Genomic DNA, 19819 nt, shown 5'->3' with positions numbered 1-19819 from the left:
ACGTGGCCGGTGACGCCACCCCCGCCGGTGGCCGCGACGAGCGCCTGCTCGTCGAGACCGCCGCGGGGTGGCGCGCCTGGCTCACCGAGCACCACGCGACCAGCCCGGGCCTGTGGGTGGTGCGGTGGAAGCCGTCGTCGGGGCGTCCCGTGCTCGGCTACGAGCCCCTGGTCGAGGAGGCGCTGGCCTTCGGCTGGATCGACGCGACGCAGCGCACCGTCGACGACGAGCGCACGGAGATGTGGTTCACGCGCCGCCGGCCCGGCAGCGGGTGGTCGCGCCTGACGAAGGAGCGGCTGGCGCGCGTGGAGGCGTCCGGCCGCATGACCGACGCGGGCCGGGCCGTCGTGGAGGCGGCGCGGGCGGACGGCTCCTGGACGCTGTACGACGACGCCGAGGCCGGCGTCGTCCCGGACGACCTGTCCGCGGCACTGCAGGCGGACGCGCAGGCCGGGGCGGGGTGGCGCCGGCTCACCCCGGGCGTGCAGCGTGCGCAACTGCGCTGGCTCGCGGAGGCACGGCGGCCGCAGACGCGCGCCGGGCGCGTCGAGCGGATCGCGTCGGCCGCCGCCGCGGGGCGCAGCGCGCGCTGACGCCGGTCGGCGCCGCGCCCGTCGGCGCTGCGTCGGTGAGCGCTGCCTCGACGAGCGCCGCGCCCATGAGCGCTGCGCCGTCAGTCGACGGGCGTGAGCACGAAGACGGGGATCTCGCGGTCCGTCTTCTGGGTGTACTCGTCGTACGCGGGCCACGTCGCCGTCGCACGCTCCCACCACACGGCGCGCTCCTCGCCCGTGACCAGGCGCGCGTCGTACTCCTTCTTCACGGCGCCGTCCTGCAGCTCGACGCGCGGGTGGGCGACGATGTTGTGGAACCACGTGGGGTGCTCGGGCGCCCCGCCCTTGGACGCGACCACGGCGTACTCGCCGTCGTGCTCGACGCGCATCAGGGGCGTCTTGCGGATCTTCCCGCTCTTCGCGCCGACCGTCGTCAGCACGATGATCGGCCGCCCGTTGAGGGTGTTGCCCTCGGCGCCGTCGGTGCGCTCGAACAGCTCGGCCTGCTCGCGCGCGAAGTCGTTCGGGCTGGGTGCGTACTCACCGGTGAGAGGCATGCCCGTCCCAACACCACACGCCCTCACCCCCATTCCCCTGCCCCCTTCCTTCCGCCGCCCTCCTCCCGAGCGCGCCACTCGTCGGGCGAACGCGCCACTCGTGTCCGGTGCGCTCGTCCGACGAGTGGCGCGCTCGGCGTCGGGGGCGGCGGGCGGGGGCCGCGGGCGAGGGGCGGCGGGAGGGCGGGTCGCCCGGGTCGCGGTCAGGATGGAGGCATGCCGCTGCCCACCCTGCCCGCGTCGCCCGTCGCCGACCCGGCCGCGGTCGTCGCCGGGGACCGCTACCGCATCACCGTCCTCACCGAGGGGCTGCTGCGCCTGGAGTACGCCGAGGACGGCGTGTTCGAGGACCGCGCGTCGACGTTCGCGCTGCACCGCGCGCTGCCCGTGCCGGACTTCCGCGTCGTCGACCAGGGCACGCACCTCGAAGTCGTCACGCGCCGGCTGCGGCTGACGTACGACAAGGGGCCGTTCAGCACGAGCGGCCTGTCGGTGGCCGTGCTGGGCGCGGTGACGAGCTGGCACTCGGTGTGGCGGTACGGCGGGCCCGACGACGGCCGCAACCTCGGCGGCACCGCGCGGACCCTGGACGAGGCGGACGGCGCCCTGCCGCTCGAGCCGGGCGTCGCGGGGCGGCACGGCTTCGCGGTGGTCGACGACTCGACGTCGCTGCTGCTCACCGAGGACGGCTGGGTCGCGCCGCGGGACGGCAGCCGCACCGACCTGTACGTCTTCGCGTACGGGCACGACCACGCCGAGGCGGTGCGCGCGCTGTACGCGGTCTCCGGGCCGCAGCCGGTGCTGCCGCGCTGGGCGCTCGGCAACTGGTGGAGCCGGTACCACCCGTACACCGCGGACGAGTACCGCGAGCTGCTCGACCGCTTCCAGGCGGCGGGCCTGCCGTTCTCCGTCGCGGTGCTCGACATGGACTGGCACGTGACGGACGTCGACCCGGCGATCGGCAGCGGCTGGACCGGCTACACCTGGGACCGCACCCTCTTCCCCGACCCGGCGGCGTTCCTCGCCGACGTCCACGCGCGGGGCCTGCGGGTGACGCTCAACGTGCACCCCGCGGACGGCGTCGGGCCGCACGAGGAGGCGTACGAGGCGATGTGCCACGCGCTGGGGCTCGACCCGGCGGCGCGCGAGCCGATCGCGTTCGACGTGGCCGACGCGGCCTTCCTCTCCGCGTACCTCGACGTGCTGCACCGCCGCCTCGAGGCCGACGGCGTCGACTTCTGGTGGATCGACTGGCAGCAGGGCGCGCACTCGCGCGTCGCCGGCATCGACCCGCTGTGGATGCTCAACCACTTCCACTTCCTCGACGCCGCCCGCGACGGCCACCGGCCGCTGACGTTCTCGCGCTACGCCGGGCCCGGCTCGCACCGGTACCCGGTCGGGTTCTCCGGCGACACCGTCGTCTCGTGGGCGTCGCTGGAGTTCCAGCCGTACTTCACGGCGACGGCGGCGAACATCGGGTACGGCTGGTGGAGCCACGACGTCGGCGGGCACATGTTCGGCGCCAAGGACGACGAGCTCGCGACCCGCTGGGTGCAGCTCGGCGTGTTCTCGCCGGTCCTGCGCCTGCACTCGTCGAACAACCCCTTCATGACGAAGGAGCCGTGGGCGTTCGCCCCGGAGCACGAGGCCGTGCAGACGCGGTACCTGCGGCTGCGGCACCGGCTCGTCCCCTACCTGCACACGATGAACCACCGGGCGGCCCGCGAGGGCGTGCCCCTCGTGACGCCGATGTACCACCGCTGGTCGCGGCACGCCGAGGCGTACGACGTGCCGGGCCAGTTCGCCTTCGGCTCGCAGCTGGTGGTCGCGCCGATCACCCGGCCGCGGGACCGCGCGTCCGCGACGGGTGCCGTCCGGGCGTGGCTCCCCGAGGGCACGTGGGTGGACGTGCTCGACGGCCTCGTCTACGACGGCGGCCGCGAGATCGTCCTGCACCGCGACCTGGCCGGCGTGCCGGTGCTCGCCCCGGCGGGCGCGCTCGTCCCGCTCGACGCCGCGGACGTGCCGCCCGACGACCCGGTCGAGCCGGCGGCGCTCGAGGTGCTCGTGGTGGTCGGCGCCGACGGCGCGTTCACGCTCGTGGAGGACGAAGGCACCGGCGACGGGCTCGACGACGCGCGGGTCGCGCGGACGCCCCTCGTCTGGGACCAGGCGGCCGGCGTGCTCACCGTGGGTCCGGCGGACGGGTCGACCGGGTTCCTGCCGGCGGCCCGCACGTGGACGGCGACGTTCGTGTCGGTCGCCGAGGAGGTCGCGCCGGCGGCGACCGTCGAGGGCGCGCCCGTGGAGCCGGCCGTGGCCCGCACCGCCGACGGGCACCTGCGCGTCACGGTCGCCGACGTGCCCGTCGGCGCGGTCGTGCGGATCGGGCTGGGGCCGGGCCCCGCGCTGCGGCTCAACGAGGTCGCGCGGCGCCTGCACCGGATCCTCGACGCGGCGCAGGTGGGGTACGAGCTCAAGAGCCGGGTGCTGGCGGTGCTGACGTCGGACCGTCCGCTGCACGTGCGCCTGTCCCACCTGGCTGCGCTGCCGGTGCCGCCGTCGCTGCGCGAGGCCCTCGAGGAGGTCGTCCTGGCGCGCGTCGCCGGCTGAGGGGCGCCCGGTTCCCGTGGCCGGGGAATCGGACATTCGGTACCGTCGACGTGCTCCACGTCACACGCCTTGCACCTCTCCCACATCGCGCGGCGCCGCGCCCGGGTCGGCCCGCGCCCGCACCCGGTCGTCGTCGCACCGTCCGTCCCGTCAGGTCGACCACCCCGCCGTGCAGCAGCCACGGCGGCCACCGATCGGAGCAGCATGTCGCACCCCACGGCCGACCCCGTCGTCTCCGCAGTCCCCTACCAGGTGCTCGACGTCGACGGGCGTCCCCCGCGGACGCTCGACGACTTCACCGGCGTCGTCGCCATGCGCGTGCAGGGCAGGACCGGCGCCCACCTCGTCCGCGGGCAGGGCACCACCGCCGACCACCACGCCGTCGTCCAGGAGAAGACCGGCGACGGCACCGGCAAGGACGTCCGCCGGTGGCGGGTGGCCGCCGACGGTGACGGCTTCGTGGCCGTCTCCGGCTGACGACCCGCCGCGCTGCCCCCCGCCCGCACCGCCGCTCCGTCGAGCGCGCCACTCGTCCGGCGAGCGCGCCACTCGTCCGGCAAGCGCACCACTCGTCCGGCGAGCGCACCACTCGTCCGGCGAGCGCACCACTCGTGTCCGGTGCGCTCGCCCGACGACGCACGCGCTCGGCGAGCGGGGCCCGCGCTCGGCGGCCGGGGCCCGTGCTCGGCGGGCGGCGCCGCGCTCGGCGGGCGGGCCCGCTCGTAGGGTGGCCGCGTGGGCGAGTACGCGATGACGGGGTTCCGGGTTCGCGAGCACCGCGTCGAGGTGCCGGTGGACCGGGCGGACCCGCACCGGTTCGGCTCGATCGAGGTGTTCGCGCGCGAGATCGTCGACCCGGCGCAGGACCGCGACGACCTGCCGCTCGTGCTGTTCCTGCAGGGAGGGCCGGGCGGTCAGTCGCCGCGTCCGATGCCCGGCGGCGGCTGGTGGGCGACGCTCCTGCGCACGCACCGCGTGGTGCTGCTGGACCAGCGCGGCACGGGCCGGTCCGGGCGGGTGGACGGCACCGACCTCGCCGCCTTCGACGACGCCGCGGCGGCCGCCGGCTACCTCGCGTGCTTCCGCGCGGACGCGATCGTCGAGGACGCCGAGACCCTGCGGCGCACGGTGTACGGCGGACGGCGCTGGTCGACGCTCGGGCAGTCGTACGGCGGGTTCCTCACGCTGACGTACCTGTCCCGGCACCCCGAGGCGCTCGAGGCGTGCTGGGTCACCGGCGGTCTGCCGCCCGTCGGCGCCACGGCGGAGGACGTCTACGCCGCGACGTACCCGCGGCAGGAGGCGCGCAACCGGGCGTTCCGGCGCGCGTTCCCGGACGACGTCGACCTGCTCGGCCGCCTCGCGGACCGCGTCGCCGCGGGCGGTGTCACGCTGCCCACGGGCGAGGAGCTCACGGTCGAGCGACTGCAGGCGCTCGGGATGCCGCTCGGCATGAGCACCGGCGTCGACGACCTGCACTGGCTGCTCGACACCGCCCTGGACCGCCGCGGCGAGCCCGCACCCGGCTTCCTCGCCGAGGTGGGCCGCCGCACGGGCTTCGACGCGAACCCGCTGTACGCGGTGCTGCAGGAGGTCATCTACCACTCGGGGCCGCGGGAGCCCGGCTGGGCGGCCGCCGCCGAGCACGCCCGGCGGCCCGGGTTCGCGGTCGACGCCCGCCCCCTGCTGCTCACCGGCGAGGCGATCTTCCCGTGGATGTACGAGCAGGTCCCGGCGCTGCGCCCGTTCCGCGCGGCGGCGGAGGAGCTGGCCGCCCGCACCGACTGGCCCGAGCTGTACGACGTCGACCGGCTCGCCGCGAACGAGGTCCCGGTCGCGGCGGTGCAGTACGTCGACGACCCGTACGTCGACCTGGACCTCGCACTGCGGACCGCCGACGGGCTCGGCAGCAGCCAGGTGTGGATCACGAACGAGTTCCTGCACGACGGCCTGCGCGTCGCGGGGGACGCGATCCTGCCGCGGCTGCAGGACCTGACGGCGGGACGCTGGAGCGTCACGAGCCGCTGACCGGCCGCGACGCCGGCTCAGCGCGCGAGCACGTAGACGATCCCGAACACGGCCCCGAGCACGACGACCGCTCCGAGCCCCGTCAGCACGCGCGCGAGCTGCCGCGTCCGGCGCTCGTCACCCCACGGCTCGTGGTGCCCGCGGCCCCTCACGTCGTCGTCCCGGTCATGCCTCCACGGTGCGCGTCCCCGTGCCGTCGCGCACGCGCTGCGCGTCAGGAGGCGTGCCGGTGCGCGAGGGCCGCGTCGAGCTCGGCCAGGACCCGCTGCGCCTCGGCGACGTCCCAGGGCGTGCCGGCCAGCTCGAACTCGAGCAGCACCGGGCGGCCCGAGCGCGCCGCGATCTCCCGCGCCGCGTGCTGGTAGTACCGGCCGAAGTTGCGGTTGCCGGACCCCATGACGCCGACGAGCAGGCGGCGGTTGTGCGCCGAGCGCAGGAAGCGGCGCACCGCCTCGGGGACCGTGTCGTTCGCCTCGTTGCCCGTCGTGCAGGACGGGGTCAGCAGCACCCACGGCCCGTCGACCTCGCTGCGCCGGTGCTCCCGCTCGGCCAGGTTGAACGCCGGCCAACCGAGCCGCTCCGCGAAGGTGCGGACGAGCCCGCTGGCGGACGAGTAGTAGTACACGGGTGTGGGACGCACCCACCCACCCCACCGCACGCGCCGCCGCGGACCGCCGGACGTTCGTCCCGCCCCCGCCCGGGGCCGGCCGCTCCCACCACCTCCCCACCACGAGTGCCGTACCTGCGTCACGAGTGCGGGTGGTGCAGCACCGCACTCGTGACGCATCGACCGCGCTCGGTGGCGGGGGTCAGCCCAGGCGGTCGCCGGCGATGCGGGCGCCCTCCGTGAGGGACTCCAGCTTCGCCCACGCGATCTGCGGGTGGACGCGCCCGCCCAGCCCGCAGTCGGTCGACGCCACGACGTTCTCCGGGCCGACGCGCGTCGCGAACCGCTCGATCCGCTCCGCCACCAGCTCCGGGTGCTCGACGACGTTGGTCGCGTGCGACACCACACCGGGCAGGATCACGGCGCCGGCGGGCAGCGTGACGTCGTCCCACACGCGGTACTCGTGCTCGTGCCGCACGTTCGCGGCCTCGAACGAGAACGCGCCGGCGTGCACCTCGAGCATCGTCGAGACGATGTCCGCCATCGGCAGGTCCGTGGTGTGCGGGCCGTGCCAGGAGCCCCAGCACAGGTGGAAGCGGATGCGGTCCTTCGGCAGGTCGCGCAGCGCGTGGTTGAGGGCCTCGACGCGCAGCGCGGTGAAGGCGAGGTAGTCGTCGAGGGACGGCTCGGGCTCGATCTGGTCCCAGTTCTCGGCCATCGACGGGTCGTCGACCTGGAGCTGGAGGCCGGCGTCGAGGATGGCGAGGTACTCCTCGCGCAGCACGTCGGCCCACGCGAACAGGTAGTCGCGGTCGGTCGCGTAGTGCTCGTTCGCGAGGCGCGCGGCCGAGCCCGGTGCGATCGAGGTGATGAAGCCGGTGGAGGCGCCCGTGACGTCGAGGGCGGCGCGCAGGTGGGCGACGTCCGCGGCGATCGCCGCCTGGCCCGTGTACGTCAGCGGACCCGTCGCCTTCGGGAAGTCCGTCGGCGCCTCGCCGGACATGACGCCCGAGTGCGGGTCGCGGTACGCCTGCGCGAACCGCTGCTGGTCGCGCCGGTGCAGGAAGCCGGTGGTGCGCAGGTCGCCGGGGGACGAGAGCCGCTGCTCGGTCGCCCACGCCATCGACGTGTCGAGCTCGAGCCCGCCCGTGCGCTGGAACGAGTACGACCACCACGCACCGAAGTCGACGGCGCTGCTCATCGACTTCCCGTACTCGCCGTCGCCCGGGACGGTGATGCCGAGGTCGACCTGGCGCTGCACGAGCGCGACGACCTGGTCGCGCAGGAAGTCGTCCCAGTCCTCGCGGGTCTCGCCGGCCGCACGCGCGGCGTTGGCGGCGATGAGCTCGGGGGTGCGGGGCAGGGAGCCGGCGTGGGTGGTGGCGATGGGGGTGCTCACGTCGGGCGATGCTACGTCGGCCGCGGACGCGTCCCGCGACCGGTCCCATCCCGGCCATGAGAAGGAAGTCACAAGGACGTAACGGGAAAGTCACCGGACGTGGTGACAATTCCGGCACCCCGCGCCTACGTTGGGCGGGCGACGTGACCACGGCCCGGCCGTCCGACCGGCGCCTCTCACCGTGGAGAAGGGGGCACCTCGTGTCTGCTCGACGTCCCACCGCCATCCTGGCCGGCGCGTCCGCGCTCACGCTCGGGGTGACGGCACTCCTGGCACCACCGGCGGCGGCCCTCGACAAGGGCGACGCCGTGCGCTTCGCCGAGCGCGTCAGCGCGAAGGCGGTGATGCGGCACCTCGACGCCTTCCAGCGCATCGCCGACCGCCACGACGGCAACCGCGCCGCGCTGACGCCCGGCTACGAGGCGAGCGCGCAGTACGTCGAGCGCACGCTGCGCAAGGCGGGCTACCGCACGTGGCGCGACCCGTTCACGTTCGACCGCGAGGTCGTCGACGCCGCGACGCTCACCGTGACCGGGGGCGCCGCGTACGAGGTCGACCAGATGGAGTTCTCCCCCAGCACGCCCGAGGGCGGACTCACGGCGGCCGTCGCGGTCCCCGACGACCCGTTCGGCTGCACCACCGCCGCCTGGGGCGACGCCGACCCGACCGGCGCGATCGCCGTGGTCAGCCGCGGCGGCGACTGCCCGTTCTCCGCGAAGGCCACCGCGGCCGAGGAGCTCGGCGCCGTCGGCGTCGTCGTCCACAACAACGTCGAGGGCCTGTTCGCCGGCACGCTCGGTGCCGACGGTGTCGTGGCGGTCCCGGTCGTCGGGCTGTCGCAGGCCGACGGGCAGGCGCTCGTCGCGGCCGCCGAGGCCGGGCCCGTCGAGGTCACGCTCGACGCACGCGTCCACACCGAGGAGGTCGAGAGCTTCAACGTCCTCGCCGAGACGCGCGCCGGCCGCGACGACAACGTCGTCATGCTGGGCGCCCACCTGGACAGCGTCGAGGAGGGGGCGGGCATCAACGACAACGGCACCGGCTCGGCGGCGATCCTCGAGGTGGCGGTCCAGCTCGGCCGCCTGCCGTACCTGAACAACACGGTGCGCTTCGCGTGGTGGGGCGCCGAGGAGCTCGGGCTCATCGGGTCGACCGCCTACGTGGGGGAGCTCGCGACGCGGGAGGGCGAGCTCGACCGCATCGCCACGTACCTCAACTTCGACATGGTGGGCTCGCCGAACTACGTGATCGGCGTCTACGACGCGGACGAGTCGACGTACCCGGCGCCCGTCCCGGTGCCGCCGGGGTCGGCCCAGACCGAGGACGTGTTCACGCGCTGGTTCGACAGGGTCGACCAGCCCTACGTCGACACCGAGTTCTCGGGCCGGTCGGACTACCAGGCGTTCATCGAGAACGGTGTGCCGGCGTCGGGCCTGTTCACGGGCGCGGACGGGTCGAAGACGGAGGAGGAGGTCGCGCTGTTCGGCGGCACCGCCGGCATCCCCTACGACCCGAACTACCACTCGCCGCAGGACGACATCACGAACGTCGACCGCGAGGCGCTGGGCATCATGACGACCGCGATCGGCTACGCGACGCTGTCGCTCGCGTTCGACACCTCCGCGATCAACGGCGTCTCCGGCCCCGGCGACCAGCGCACGCCGTGGAAGCACTGGTGGCCGCACGACGGGCGGCCCGACGACGTCCGCTCGCTGGACGACGCGGCGTGACCGGGCGCGCGACGACCGCCTGACACCGGCACCACCGACCCGGCCCGGGGCGCCCGCGCGGCGACCCGGGCCGGGGCGCGTCCGGCCCGCCCCTGGGGGGCGCGGCGGGGGCTCAGCCCTCCGACGCCACCGCCGGTGCGCCGATCCGCGGGAACGGCGCGAGCGAGAAGACCACCTCGACCGGGACGTCGAAGAACGCGGCGATCCGCAGCGCCAGGTGCAGCGACGGCGCGTACTCGCCCCGCTCGAGGTACCCGACGGTCTGGTAGTGCACGCCGAGCGCGTCGGCGAGCTCCCGCCGGCTCACGCCCCGTTCGGCGCGGAGCACGGCGATGCGGTTGTGGACGGCCTCGCCGCCCTGCTGCGCCACGCTCAGCCCGCCCGCTGCAGGTGGGCCTGCAGCCGCGCGGCCATGGCGCCGGCGGACTCCCGCTGCGTCAGGCGGCGCAGCAGCAGCGGTGCGGCGACGAGCCCCGCGACGGCCCACGCGGCGAGCACCAGCACCGCGAGACCCGGGTGCCAGGCACCGCCGATCTCCAGCGCCTCCGCGCCGGGCGGCAGGGTCGTCGACCGCAGACCGTGCGCGAGCCAGTACAGCGGGAAGCCCTGGACGGCCCCCTGCGCCCACCCGGGCAGCCCGGTGGGCGGCCCGAAGACGCCGGACACGAACGCGAGCACCACCACCGGCGCGACGCCGAACGGCAGGACGCGGCTCGGGCGGCCGCACAGCGCGCCGACCACCACGCCGATCGGCAGCACCGCGAGCGTCCCGAGCAGCAGCCAGCCGACGAGCGCGGCCCAGCCCCCCGCACCCTGGTGCATGGGGTTCCCCAGCAGGAACGGCCACGGCAGCAGCAGGATCGCCAGCATCGGCACGGCACCGAGCGCCTGGCCCGTCACCATGCCGACGGTGTACGTCGTGGTGCCGCGCGGCGTCGCACGCAGCCGCAGCACGGTGCCGTCCTCCACCTCCGTGGCCAGGCCGAACGCGGGTCCCAGGGTCATGCCGAACATGATGGTGGCGGCGAGGATGCCGGGCAGGGCGAGCTCGGGGAGCGTCAGGCCGTCGGCTCCGGCGACCGCGGTGTCCCGCTGCGTCCACAGGTAGACGAGGATCGCGACCCCGATGACGGCGTTCCAGCCGACGTCCTCGGGCGAACGCAGCATGTGGCCGAACTCGGTGACGCCGCGGCGCAGGCCGAGGCGCACGGCGAAGGCGCGCGGGCTGCCGCTGCGCGGGGCCGCGCCCGTGCGGGCGGTGGGGGTCGTGGCGCTCATCGCCGGGCCTCCGTGCGGGTCGGGGCGCCGGGCGCCGGCTGGGTCTCGCCGGCCTCGTGCCGGCGGACGATCTCGAGGTACGCGTCCTCGAGGCGCGCGTGGCGGACCTCGAGGTCCTCCACCGGCTCGGGGCCCGCGAGCAGCGACCGGCTGAAGCCGACGGGGTCGTGCGTGCTGTGCAGGTGGCGGGTGCCGGCGGCCGTCCAGCGGACCTCGCTCGGGCCGGCCACCTCGCGCGCGAGCGCCTCCGGGCTGCCGTCGGCGACGATCCGCCCCCCGGCGAGGACGAGGATGCGGTCCGCCACGACCTCCGCCTCCGCGAGGTCGTGCGTCGTCAGCAGGACGGTCGTGCCGTCGTCGTCGACGACCTCGTGCAGCAGCTCGTGGAACTCGCGGCGAGCCGCCGGGTCCAGGCCGGCCGTGGGCTCGTCGAGCACGAGCAGCTGCGGCCGTCCGACGAGCCCGATCGCGACGTCGAGGCGCCGCCGCTGCCCGCCGGACAGGGTCCGCACGCGCTGGGAGCCGATGCCGGCGAGGCCGACGCGCGCGAGCAGCTCGTCGGTCGCGCGGGGGCCGCGGCCGCGGACGTCGGCATAGGGGCGGTACGCGGCGGCGAGCTGGTCGAGCAGCTCGCGCACGCGCCAGCGGCGGTGGTCGCGCCACGACTGCAGCACGACCCCGACGCGGGCGCGCCACGCCTCGTCGGCGCGCTCCGGGTCCGCCCCGAGCACGCGGACCGTCCCCGCGGCGCGGCGGCGGAAGCCCTCGAGGATCTCGACGGTCGTCGTCTTCCCCGCGCCGTTGGGGCCGAGGAGGGCGACGACCCCTCCGGGGACGTCGAACGAGACGCCGTCGAGCACCGCACGCCCGCCGTAGGACATGCGGAGCCCGTCGACGTGGATCGCGGGGTCGGCTGTGGTCGGCATGTAGTAGGTGTACTACATGCCGACGTAGTCCCGCTACCCCTCGTCCTGTCTGCGCTACCCCTGCGCGCCCGCGATGTTCACCATCCAGTTCGTCCCGAACCGGTCCGTGAACATGCCGAACTCGTCGCCCCACGGCGCCCGCTCGAGCGGCAGGACGTTCGTGCCGCCGGCCGACAGACCCTCGTACCAGCGGCGCAGCGTGTCGGCGTCCTCGGGCCCGCCGCTGAGCGACACCGCCACGGACGACTCCGACGGCACCTGCATCTCCGGCGGCGCGTCCGACGCCATGAGCGTCAGCCCACCGGGGACGTCGAGCTGCCCGTGCATGACGCCGTCGCCGGCCTCCGCCACGCCCGACTCGGCGAACGTGGAGATCACCGGCGTCCCACCGAGGACCGACGCGTAGAACTCGAGCGCCTCGCGGGCCTGCCCGCGGAAGCCGAGGTAGGGGTTGAGGGTGATGGCCATGAGGTCCTCCAGGTCGGCGACGCGCTGCGTGCGCGCACACCCGGTCAGACGCCCGACGACGCGCGAACTCATCGGGGGCGCGGCAGGGTGGTCGCGACGGCCGCGGACGCCGGGTCCGGGCGACGGCCGACGTCGTGGGAGGTGCACGTGGCGACCGACGGCCGGCGGCTGTGGACGATGGTGCGGCGGTACGGGCCGATGGTGGTGGCCGCGTCCGGGCAGGTGACGGCCTACCTGCGGGCGCACCCGGAGATCGCCGTCCCGGTGCGGCGCCGGCTCGAGGCCTGGAGCGACGCCGTCCTCGTCGCGCAGCGCCGCCGCTCCCCCGAGGGGCAGGTCGCCGCGACGATCGACCTCGTCGCCCGGCTGGCCGCGGACCGGCACGCGGACGACCCGGTGCAGGCCGAGGCGTGGGACGGCCGTGCCGACCGGCTGCGGCAGGCGCTCGACGTCGCGGTCGTGCGCAGCGGGACCGCCCGCCGCGAGATGCTCGCGCGCGTCGCCGCCGAGGCCGACGCGCTCGCCACCGAGGTGTTCGACGCCCTCGTCGGACCGGCCGCCGACGGCGGACCCGCGGGCGACGGCGTGCCGGGGCGGACCATGCCGCCGGCGCTGCCGCGTCGCGCGCGGCTCCTGCCGGGGCGGCGGGCCGGGCGGACGGAGCGGGCGCGGCGGCTGGACGCGGGTGGTGGGTGCGGGTACGACGCGGGCCCCGGGCAACCGACCGGCGTGGAGGGCGGCCGGGCGGCCGGCGCGGAGGGCGGGCGGGACTGACGGCAGGACGTCGGGCGCCCCGGGCGATCAGAACCCGGGTACGGGCACCGCGAACGCCGCGGCACCGGCCCCCACCGTCGTCGCGACGACCAGCAGGCGCAGGAGGGCGCTGCGCACGCGGCTGCCGGGCCGCTGGTCCGCCTCGGGGTGCGTGACCGTGGGAGCGGGGCGGACGTCGGTGCCGGCGCGGACCGCCCGGCGGCGCGCCGCCCGGGACGGCGGGAGGAGCGCGGCGGTCGTCAGCATCTCCGGCGGCTGCGTGCCGCCGAGGCGCACGCCGAGGTACTGCGCGAGCCCGCTCACCTCGGCCGGGGTGAGCCGGGGCGGCAGGGACCGCAGGTACCCGGGCAGGGCGGCCCGGCCGACGACGGTCGCACCGGCCACCGGCACCGCGGGGTCGGACCGGTCGCCCAGGCAGAGGACGGCGCGCACGGCGGTGCGGTGCCGCGGTGCGAGCAGGGCCGTCACGGCGGCGGCCGCCTGCGCCGCGCGTGCGACCTGCCCGGTACGGACGTGCTCGCCGACGCGCAGCTCGCCCTCCGTGACGCTGAGGTCCCCCGCCCACGACTCGGTGTGCACGACGACGACTCCGCCCGACCCGACCACGAGGTGGTCGATGTTCGCGAGCGGTCGGCCGGGCCAGTGCACGTCGTGCACGGACGTCCAGCCCTCCGGCTCCAGGCCGCGCAGGGTCGCCGCGACCAGCCGCTCGGGGGGCAGCTGCGCGAGCCAGGGCTGCTGCGCCGACCACTGCTCCTGCGGGCGCCGCCGCGGCGTGGGCGGGGCCGCCAGGGCGGCGCGCGGCTCCGCCTCCGCGCACGCCGGGGAGCCGTTCGTCGCGCCCCCGTGCGTCTCGCGCTCGGCGCCACCCGCGGTCGTCATGCCCATGCCTCTTCGATCGGACGAGTGAGTTGCTCTCGTGAGCGTGCCGAGCGTCACGCCGGGCGGCAACCCGATTCCGCAGACAGGTCCGAACGGTGGACCGCCGAGCCCATCGGCGGGCTGGGGTCGGCTCGCGGCCGCGATGTCGGTGGTCACCCGTAACGTGCGTCACATGGACGTCATCCTGGTTCCCGGGTTCTGGCTCGACGCGTCGTCGTGGGACGCCGTCACCCCTCCGCTCGTCGCCGCGGGGCACCGCGTGCACCCCGTCACGCTGCCCGGCGTCGAGGACGGCGCCGACCTCGCCGCCCACGCCCGCCTCGGCCTGCGGGACTGGGTGGACGCGGTCGTGGCGGTGGTCGACGGGGTCGACGGCCCGGTCGTGCTCGTCGGCCACTCCGGCGGCGGCACCGTCATCCACGCGGTCGTCGACGCACGACCCGACCGCGTGGCGCGCGCGGTCTACGTCGACAGCTGGCCCACCGGGCACGGCGGCGTCATCAACGACGAGCTGCCCGTCGTCGGGGACTCGCTGCCGCTGCCGGCCTGGGAGGCGTTCGAGGACGCCGACCTGAGGGACCTCGACGAGACGCTGCGCGAGCAGTTCCGGGCGATCGCCAAGCCCGTGCCCGCGCGCGTCGCGAGCGACCCGCAGCAGCTCTCCGACTCGTCCGCGCGCTACCGCGTGCCCGTCACCGTCGTGGCGTGCGAGTTCCCGTCCGCCGAGATGCAGCGCTACCTGGAGAGCGGCGCACCGATGTTCGCGGAGCTCGGGACGGTCGAGGACGTCACCTACGTCGACCTGCCCACCGGGCACTGGCCGCAGCTCACGCGCCCGGACGACCTGGGCGAGGTGCTGCGCGCCGAGGTGGACCGGACCGCGGCGGCCTGACGCGGCGCGGTCCGGTCGGCAGGACGTCGTCCGGAGGTCAGCCGGGGCGTCCCGGCCGGTCGCCCTCCGCGCCCCGGTCGCCGTCCGGGTCACGGCCGTTCCCCGCACCACGGCCGCCGGCCCGCCGCGCGGCGGCGCCGCCAGGCGCTCCGCGGCTCAACCACTCCGCCAGGGGTGACATCTGCGGCGTGCCGCCGCCGGCCACGTGCTCGGCCTGCCCACGCAGCGCGCGCACCACGCCGCGCGTCGCGGGTCCGACGTGCTGCTCGAGGGAGTCCGCGAGCGCGGTGAGGACCTCGGCCGGCTGGGACGCGACGAGCGTGTCGGTGACCGCCAGCACCTGGACCGACTCCCGCGCGGCGTCGCGAGGGCGGAGCGTGAGCAGCAGCGTGCCGCTGCCGTCCGGCACGAGGGCGGTGTGCGTCCCGGGCACCAGCGGCACCTCACGACGCAGGCCCATCCGTCGCGTGACGAGGACGCCGGCCTCGAGGTCGAGGGACGCCGACGCCCGCCGCACGACGAGCGCGACCACCGCGAGCACCACGAGCCCGACGGCCACGCCGACCCGGCTCTCGGGCTGCGTCAACGCGGTCCACGCCGTCACCACGAGCACGACCGCTGCCGTCGTGGCGGTCGCACGCGCAGACGCGCGTGTGCGCAGCGCGGGGACGCGCACCGTGCCGGCCGCGCCCGTCGTGCCGCTCACCAGTCCACCGGGAAGCCGACGAGGTCCAGCACGCTGCCCCGCGGCACGGTCGTCAGGGGGGAGGTCCGGACGGAGTGGCCGTCCGCCAGCCAGCGCGCCTGGTCGCGGAGCATGACCACGGTGCGGGGTACGTCGCGCGGGTTGCGCCGGTCCAGCTCGACCGCGAGCTCGGCGAACAGCTCGGCCGACTGGCTCGCCTCGTGCTCCTCGTGCACCCGGACGAGCGGGACGACCGCACGCCGCGCGCCCCTCCACCGCTCGACCGACAGGTTCACGCCCCGCCGGTGGGCGACGAGCAGGACGTGCGCGCGCCGGTCGACCAGCAGGGGACGGGTGCGCGTGGTCCGGCGGGTCGGCGTCAGCACTCCCGTCCTCCGGTCGAGGGTCCCGGCGACCTGACCGGTCGCGCCGGCTCCGAGCTCGAGGAAGACGAGCACGTCCGCCGGGTCGGGTGTGGGGGGCACACGCGTCCTTCCGTCCGGGCCCGCGACGACGGGCAGCACGCACGGTAGCGGTGGGGGCAGGACGCGGCACCGGCCGTCCGGGGCACGTCGGCCCGGAGCCGGCGCACTCCTCGATCTGTCCGTCCCGTCCCGTGTCGCCGATCTGTCCGTCCCCTCCCGTTCCGGCGCCCGAGCACGTAGCCTCCCCCCGGGCGTCGGACCGCGGCGTCCACGAGCAGGGGGAGCACACATGTCGGTCACGACGACGACGTCCACACCATGGCGGACGCGGGCGTCCGTCGGTGCCGCGTACGCCGCGCAGGGCTTCGGGTACGCCACGGTCGTCACGGCACTGCCGGGCCTGAAGGCGCGCACGGGCATCGACGACGCCACGATCTCGATCGTGCTGCTCCTCGGCGCCCTGCTGGCCGCCGCCGGGTCGGTGACGGCGGAGCGGGTCGCCGTGCGTCGGTCGAGCCGCGCCGCCCTCGTCACGGGCCTGCTGCTGCAGGCGGCCGGTCTGGCGCTGGTGACGACAGCGACGTCGGTCCCGCCGCTGGTCGGCGCGTTCGTCGTGTTCGCGATCGGGCTCGGCATGGTCGACGCGTCGACGAACATGCAGGGCGTCCTGCTGCAGCGCCTCGCGGGACGCTCGATCATGTCGACGCTCTTCGCGTGCCTGACGGCGGCGGCGATCCTGGCGGCGCTGGCGCAGGCGGTCCTGGCGAACCTCGGCGTGACGACCGGTGCCGTCGTCGCGCTGCTCGTGGCCGCCGGCGTGGCCGCGGCCGTCGCGCTCACGATCCGGGGCACGCTCATCCCGCGGGCCACCGCGGACGCCGCGGCGGCCGCGAGCGCGGTCGCCACTCCCTCCGAGGCCGGTCGGGGTCGCTCCCGTTCGCCGCTGCCGCGTGCAGGCATCTGGCTGTTCGGGTCGATGGTCGCCGTCGCGTTCGTCGCCGACTCGGCCGTGAGCAGCTGGAGCACGGTGTACCTGGCGGACCACCTCGACGCCGCGGCGACGGTCGCCCCGCTCGGGTACGCCGCGTACCAGGGCACCGTCCTGGTGTCGCGCCTCGTCGGCGACGCGCTCGTGCGCCGGTTCGGGCGGGCCAAGGTCGTCGGCGTGACCGTGCTCGTGGCCGTGGCCGGACTGGGCCTGGTCGCGCTCGTGCCGTCGCCGGTGGCGGCGATCGTCGGGTTCGCGCTGACCGGCGTGGGCGTCGGTGCCCTCGTGCCGCAGGCGTTCTCGGTGGCCGGCGAGCTCGCACCCGACCGGCTGGACGAGGTCATCGCCCGCATCAACCTGTTCAACTACGTCGGCGCGATGCTCGGCGCCGTCGCGCTGGGCCTGCTGTCGGAGGGGCCCGGTCTCGGTCCGGCGTTCCTCATCCCCGCGCTCCTGCTTCTGCCGGCGGTGGCGGTGTCGCCGCGGTTCGGCGGCGCACCTGCCACGGGGCCGGCCGGCGAGGCCGGTGCGGCCGCCGAGTCCGTCGCCCCGCCCACCACCCCGATCTCCGCCTCGACCGAGGTGCCGCCGAAGCGCGGACGCTCCGGGCGCTGACCTCCCGACGCGTCCTCGGGCTCGCAGGGCGCGGTGCTCCCCTCCCCGCCGGACGCCGCGGCGCAGGTCGCGCCGGTCGCCGCGTCGGCGTCCCTCGTGCCACAGCCGCCCGGTGTTCGGGTGCTTCGCCCGGCCGCCGCTCATGGTGGGCGCCCTGCCAGCCGATAGGGCCGTGAGCAGGGAGGACTTCCACATGCCCGCAGGGGACTCCGCGGCGAGCGAGGCGCAGCGTCAGCTGCTGCTCGCGTCGGCGCACGAGAAGGCCGCGGCGGACGCCCGTCGCGCGGCGGCGAGCTACGGCCTGGCGTCGGCGACCGAGCAGCGGACCGCACGCGCGCTCGCACCGCTGGCGGCCGCCGGCTACCACCTGCTCGCCGACCGTCAGTGGCCCGGCAGCCGGCGCGCCCAGGTGGACATGGTCGTGATCGGCCCCGGTGGTGTGTTCGTCGTCGACACCAAGGCCTGGGCGGAGGTGTCGATCGTCGGCGACCGCATCCACCGCGGCGACGCCGACGTCACCGACGACCTCATGGCCCTCGCCGACCTCGCGTACCGCACCGAGGGCGAGCTCGCCGAGGTCGGCCTCGCCCCCGGCGAGGTGCACGCGGTCGCGGTGCTCGCGGGCCGCGGGGGTGTCGACGAGCGCGTCGGCCCGGTCCGCGTCGTGGGTGAGCGGGACGTGCTGCAGCTCGTCGCCCGGCACGGTCAGCGGCTCACGCCCGCCCAGGTCGACGTGGTCCTCACGCACGCGCTCGGCTGGTTCCGCCAGGTGGGCGCGCCGGCGCCCGTGAGCACGACCCTGCCGGAGCCGGTGCTCCCCGCCCCGCCCGCCGGGACGCCCGCCCCCACCACGGCACCACTGGTCCCGACCACGTCGACGGTGCCGCTGATCCCGACCCCGCACCCCGCACCTGACGCCGCGGCGCCGACGCTGCCGGCGCCGGACGACCCCGCGACGTTCACCATCGAGCCGCTGCTCGACGAGGCGACCGTGCAGGCCGCCCTGCTCGAGGGCCTGATGGCCGCCCCCGTCGAGGAGTGGATGGCGTTCCTGCACCCCGCGCAGGCGCGCGTGGTCCGGCGCTCGTTCAACGGACCGTCCCGGATCCGCGGCGCCGCGGGCACCGGCAAGACGGTGGTCGGGCTGCATCGGGCCGCGTACCTGGCGCGCACCCGCCAGGGGCGAGTGCTCGTCACCACCTACATCCGCACGCTCCCCGACGTGCTGCGCCAGCTGCTCACCCGGCTCGCGCCGGACGTCGTGGGCCGTGTCGAGTTCGCCGGTGTGCACGAGACCGCCAAGCGGATCCTCGACGAGCGCGGGGTGCAGTGCCGCATCGACGGCAAGCAGATCACCGCCGCGTGGACCACCGCGTGGGGCCGCGTCGCAGGCGGCAGCATCATCGACACCGACCGCCACGAGCAGGACTACTGGCACGACGAGGTCGTCCACGTCATCAAGGGCCGCGGCCTGACCCGCTGGGAGCAGTACGCGGACCTGCCGCGCCTCGGCCGCCGGCACCGGCTCGGCCCGCAGCAGCGGCGCGTCGTGTGGGACCTGTACCAGGCGTACGAGGCGGAGCTGCGCACGCGCGGCGTGCACGACTTCGCCGACCAGATCGCGCTCGCCGAGGCCGAGCTGCGCCGGCAGCCGCCCGCGGAGCCGTACACGGCCGTGATCGTCGACGAGGCGCAGGACCTCTCGTGCGTGATGATCCGCATGCTGCACGCCCTCGTCGGGGACGCTCCCGACGGCCTCACGCTCGTCGGCGACGGCCAGCAGACGATCTACCCCGGCGGGTTCACGCTCGCCGAGGCGGGCGTCTCCGTCGCCGGGCGCGGCGTGGTCCTCGACGTGAACTACCGGAACACCGCCGAGATCGTGCAGTTCGCGTCGATGCTGGTCGCCGACGACGAGTTCGCCGACATCGAGGGCGCCACGGCCCGCGGCGACCGCCCGACCCGCGTGCCCCGCACCGGCCCGAAGCCCGTGTACGTGCGGTGCGCCAACTCCGCCGACCGCGAGCGCCGCATGGTGGCGCGCGTGCAGGACGTCGTCCGGCAGGTCGGCACCGGGTACGGCGACGTCGGCGTCCTGTCGCTGTCGCGTCGCGGCATGGAGGAGGCGACCGCGGCGCTGACCGCAGCGGGCATCCCTGTCGTGAACCTCGAGCGGTACGACGGGGTGCCGGTCGACGCCGTCAAGGTGGGCACGATCAAGCGCGCCAAGGGCCTGGAGTTCAAGCAGGTGCTCGTGGTCGACGTGCGCGCGTCCTGGTTCACCCAGAAGCCGGACCAGCTCGACGAGGTGGAGCGCGAACGCCGCGAGTATCGCCTGCGCGAGATGTACGTGGCGATGACCCGCGCCCGCGACGGGCTGTGGGTGGCGTCGGTCTGA

The 19819-nt window shown here is 75.9% G+C and carries 20 protein-coding genes; 9 read left to right on the top strand and 11 right to left on the bottom strand.

The annotated features are described in order from the left end of the window. Nucleotides 1–2 precede the first annotated feature (2 nt). A complete protein-coding gene (locus tag FB586_RS03100; RefSeq protein ID WP_136517839.1) occupies nucleotides 3–593 on the top strand; it encodes a YdeI/OmpD-associated family protein in 591 nt (196 codons plus the stop codon). Nucleotides 594–673: 80 nt separating this feature from the next. On the opposite strand, the gene FB586_RS03095 is transcribed toward FB586_RS03100, so the two are convergent. Further along, nucleotides 674–1111, bottom strand: a complete 438-nt coding sequence (locus FB586_RS03095) for a nitroreductase family deazaflavin-dependent oxidoreductase (protein WP_136517838.1) — start codon at nucleotides 1109–1111, stop codon at nucleotides 674–676. A 216-nt stretch (nucleotides 1112–1327) separates the two neighbouring features. Between FB586_RS03095 and FB586_RS03090 the strand changes: the two genes are divergently transcribed. From FB586_RS03090 to FB586_RS03080, 3 genes are all read left to right on the top strand, one after another. Then, nucleotides 1328–3724, top strand: a complete 2397-nt coding sequence (locus FB586_RS03090; protein ID WP_136517837.1) for a glycoside hydrolase family 31 protein — start codon at nucleotides 1328–1330, stop codon at nucleotides 3722–3724. A 204-nt stretch (nucleotides 3725–3928) separates the two neighbouring features. Next, the gene (locus FB586_RS03085) at nucleotides 3929–4201 is read left to right on the top strand and encodes a hypothetical protein (RefSeq protein ID WP_136517836.1); all 273 of its coding nucleotides are present in this window, start codon (nucleotides 3929–3931) and stop codon (nucleotides 4199–4201) included. A gap of 273 nt (nucleotides 4202–4474) precedes the next feature. Beyond that, entirely contained in the window at nucleotides 4475–5752 is a 1278-nt protein-coding gene (locus tag FB586_RS03080; RefSeq protein WP_136518270.1) for an alpha/beta fold hydrolase, read from the top strand. 17 nt (nucleotides 5753–5769) lie between these two features. Here the strand turns inward: FB586_RS03080 and FB586_RS20155 are convergent, their stop codons facing one another. The 3 genes from FB586_RS20155 to FB586_RS03070 form a co-directional block, all read right to left on the bottom strand. Next, on the bottom strand, nucleotides 5770–5904 hold the full coding sequence (locus FB586_RS20155) for a hypothetical protein (RefSeq protein WP_281276645.1): 135 nt from the start codon (nucleotides 5902–5904) through the stop codon (nucleotides 5770–5772). 62 nt (nucleotides 5905–5966) lie between these two features. Beyond that, a complete protein-coding gene (gene nrdI, locus FB586_RS03075) occupies nucleotides 5967–6392 on the bottom strand; it encodes a class Ib ribonucleoside-diphosphate reductase assembly flavoprotein NrdI (protein WP_136517835.1) in 426 nt (141 codons plus the stop codon). Nucleotides 6393–6561: 169 nt separating this feature from the next. Further along, a complete protein-coding gene (locus FB586_RS03070; RefSeq protein WP_136517834.1) occupies nucleotides 6562–7758 on the bottom strand; it encodes a cobalamin-independent methionine synthase II family protein in 1197 nt (398 codons plus the stop codon). A gap of 200 nt (nucleotides 7759–7958) precedes the next feature. Here FB586_RS03070 and FB586_RS03065 point away from each other — a divergent pair, with 200 nt between their 5' ends. Next, nucleotides 7959–9488 carry a M20/M25/M40 family metallo-hydrolase gene (locus FB586_RS03065; protein ID WP_246036373.1) on the top strand — a complete coding sequence of 510 codons (1530 nt, stop codon included), beginning with the start codon at nucleotides 7959–7961 and terminating at the stop codon, nucleotides 9486–9488. A 112-nt stretch (nucleotides 9489–9600) separates the two neighbouring features. On the opposite strand, the gene FB586_RS03060 is transcribed toward FB586_RS03065, so the two are convergent. From FB586_RS03060 to FB586_RS03045, 4 genes are read right to left on the bottom strand one after another with little or no spacing between them, the layout of a single operon-like run. Further along, nucleotides 9601–9858 carry a helix-turn-helix transcriptional regulator gene (locus FB586_RS03060; RefSeq protein ID WP_136517832.1) on the bottom strand — a complete coding sequence of 86 codons (258 nt, stop codon included), beginning with the start codon at nucleotides 9856–9858 and terminating at the stop codon, nucleotides 9601–9603. Nucleotides 9859–9860: 2 nt separating this feature from the next. Beyond that, entirely contained in the window at nucleotides 9861–10766 is a 906-nt protein-coding gene (locus FB586_RS03055; protein ID WP_136517831.1) for an ABC transporter permease, read from the bottom strand. After that, nucleotides 10763–11692 carry an ABC transporter ATP-binding protein gene (locus FB586_RS03050; protein ID WP_136517830.1) on the bottom strand — a complete coding sequence of 310 codons (930 nt, stop codon included), beginning with the start codon at nucleotides 11690–11692 and terminating at the stop codon, nucleotides 10763–10765. The genes FB586_RS03055 and FB586_RS03050 overlap by 4 nt, the downstream gene beginning before the upstream one ends. A gap of 54 nt (nucleotides 11693–11746) precedes the next feature. Beyond that, entirely contained in the window at nucleotides 11747–12232 is a 486-nt protein-coding gene (locus tag FB586_RS03045; protein ID WP_306419139.1) for a VOC family protein, read from the bottom strand. A gap of 75 nt (nucleotides 12233–12307) precedes the next feature. Between FB586_RS03045 and FB586_RS03040 the strand changes: the two genes are divergently transcribed. Beyond that, nucleotides 12308–12934, top strand: a complete 627-nt coding sequence (locus FB586_RS03040; RefSeq protein WP_136517829.1) for a hypothetical protein — start codon at nucleotides 12308–12310, stop codon at nucleotides 12932–12934. A 27-nt stretch (nucleotides 12935–12961) separates the two neighbouring features. Here the strand turns inward: FB586_RS03040 and FB586_RS03035 are convergent, their stop codons facing one another. Beyond that, nucleotides 12962–13822, bottom strand: a complete 861-nt coding sequence (locus FB586_RS03035) for an NERD domain-containing protein (RefSeq protein WP_136517828.1) — start codon at nucleotides 13820–13822, stop codon at nucleotides 12962–12964. A 166-nt stretch (nucleotides 13823–13988) separates the two neighbouring features. On the opposite strand from FB586_RS03035, the gene FB586_RS03030 reads away from it, so the two are divergent. Next, the gene (locus FB586_RS03030) at nucleotides 13989–14708 is read left to right on the top strand and encodes an alpha/beta fold hydrolase (protein WP_136517827.1); all 720 of its coding nucleotides are present in this window, start codon (nucleotides 13989–13991) and stop codon (nucleotides 14706–14708) included. 37 nt (nucleotides 14709–14745) lie between these two features. Here FB586_RS03030 and FB586_RS03025 read toward each other — a convergent pair whose 3' ends face one another. Beyond that, the gene (locus FB586_RS03025) at nucleotides 14746–15414 is read right to left on the bottom strand and encodes a hypothetical protein (RefSeq protein WP_136517826.1); all 669 of its coding nucleotides are present in this window, start codon (nucleotides 15412–15414) and stop codon (nucleotides 14746–14748) included. Beyond that, the gene (locus FB586_RS03020; RefSeq protein ID WP_136517825.1) at nucleotides 15411–15878 is read right to left on the bottom strand and encodes a hypothetical protein; all 468 of its coding nucleotides are present in this window, start codon (nucleotides 15876–15878) and stop codon (nucleotides 15411–15413) included. Before FB586_RS03020 ends, FB586_RS03025 begins: the two co-directional genes overlap by 4 nt. A 229-nt stretch (nucleotides 15879–16107) precedes the next feature. Between FB586_RS03020 and FB586_RS03015 the strand changes: the two genes are divergently transcribed. Together FB586_RS03015 and FB586_RS03010 are read left to right on the top strand one after the other, a co-directional pair. Next, nucleotides 16108–17421, top strand: coding sequence for an MFS transporter (locus tag FB586_RS03015; protein WP_136517824.1), 1314 nt, complete (start codon nucleotides 16108–16110; stop codon nucleotides 17419–17421). A 193-nt stretch (nucleotides 17422–17614) separates the two neighbouring features. Continuing rightward, nucleotides 17615–19819, top strand: a complete 2205-nt coding sequence (locus tag FB586_RS03010) for a nuclease-related domain-containing DEAD/DEAH box helicase (RefSeq protein ID WP_136517823.1) — start codon at nucleotides 17615–17617, stop codon at nucleotides 19817–19819.

Source organism: Cellulomonas telluris (assembly GCF_004886325.1).
Taxonomy (GTDB): Bacteria; Actinomycetota; Actinomycetes; order Actinomycetales; family Cellulomonadaceae; genus Cellulomonas; species Cellulomonas telluris.
The sequence above is the reverse complement of the archived record's forward strand: the minus strand, read 5'-3'. Positions and strand labels throughout refer to the sequence as shown.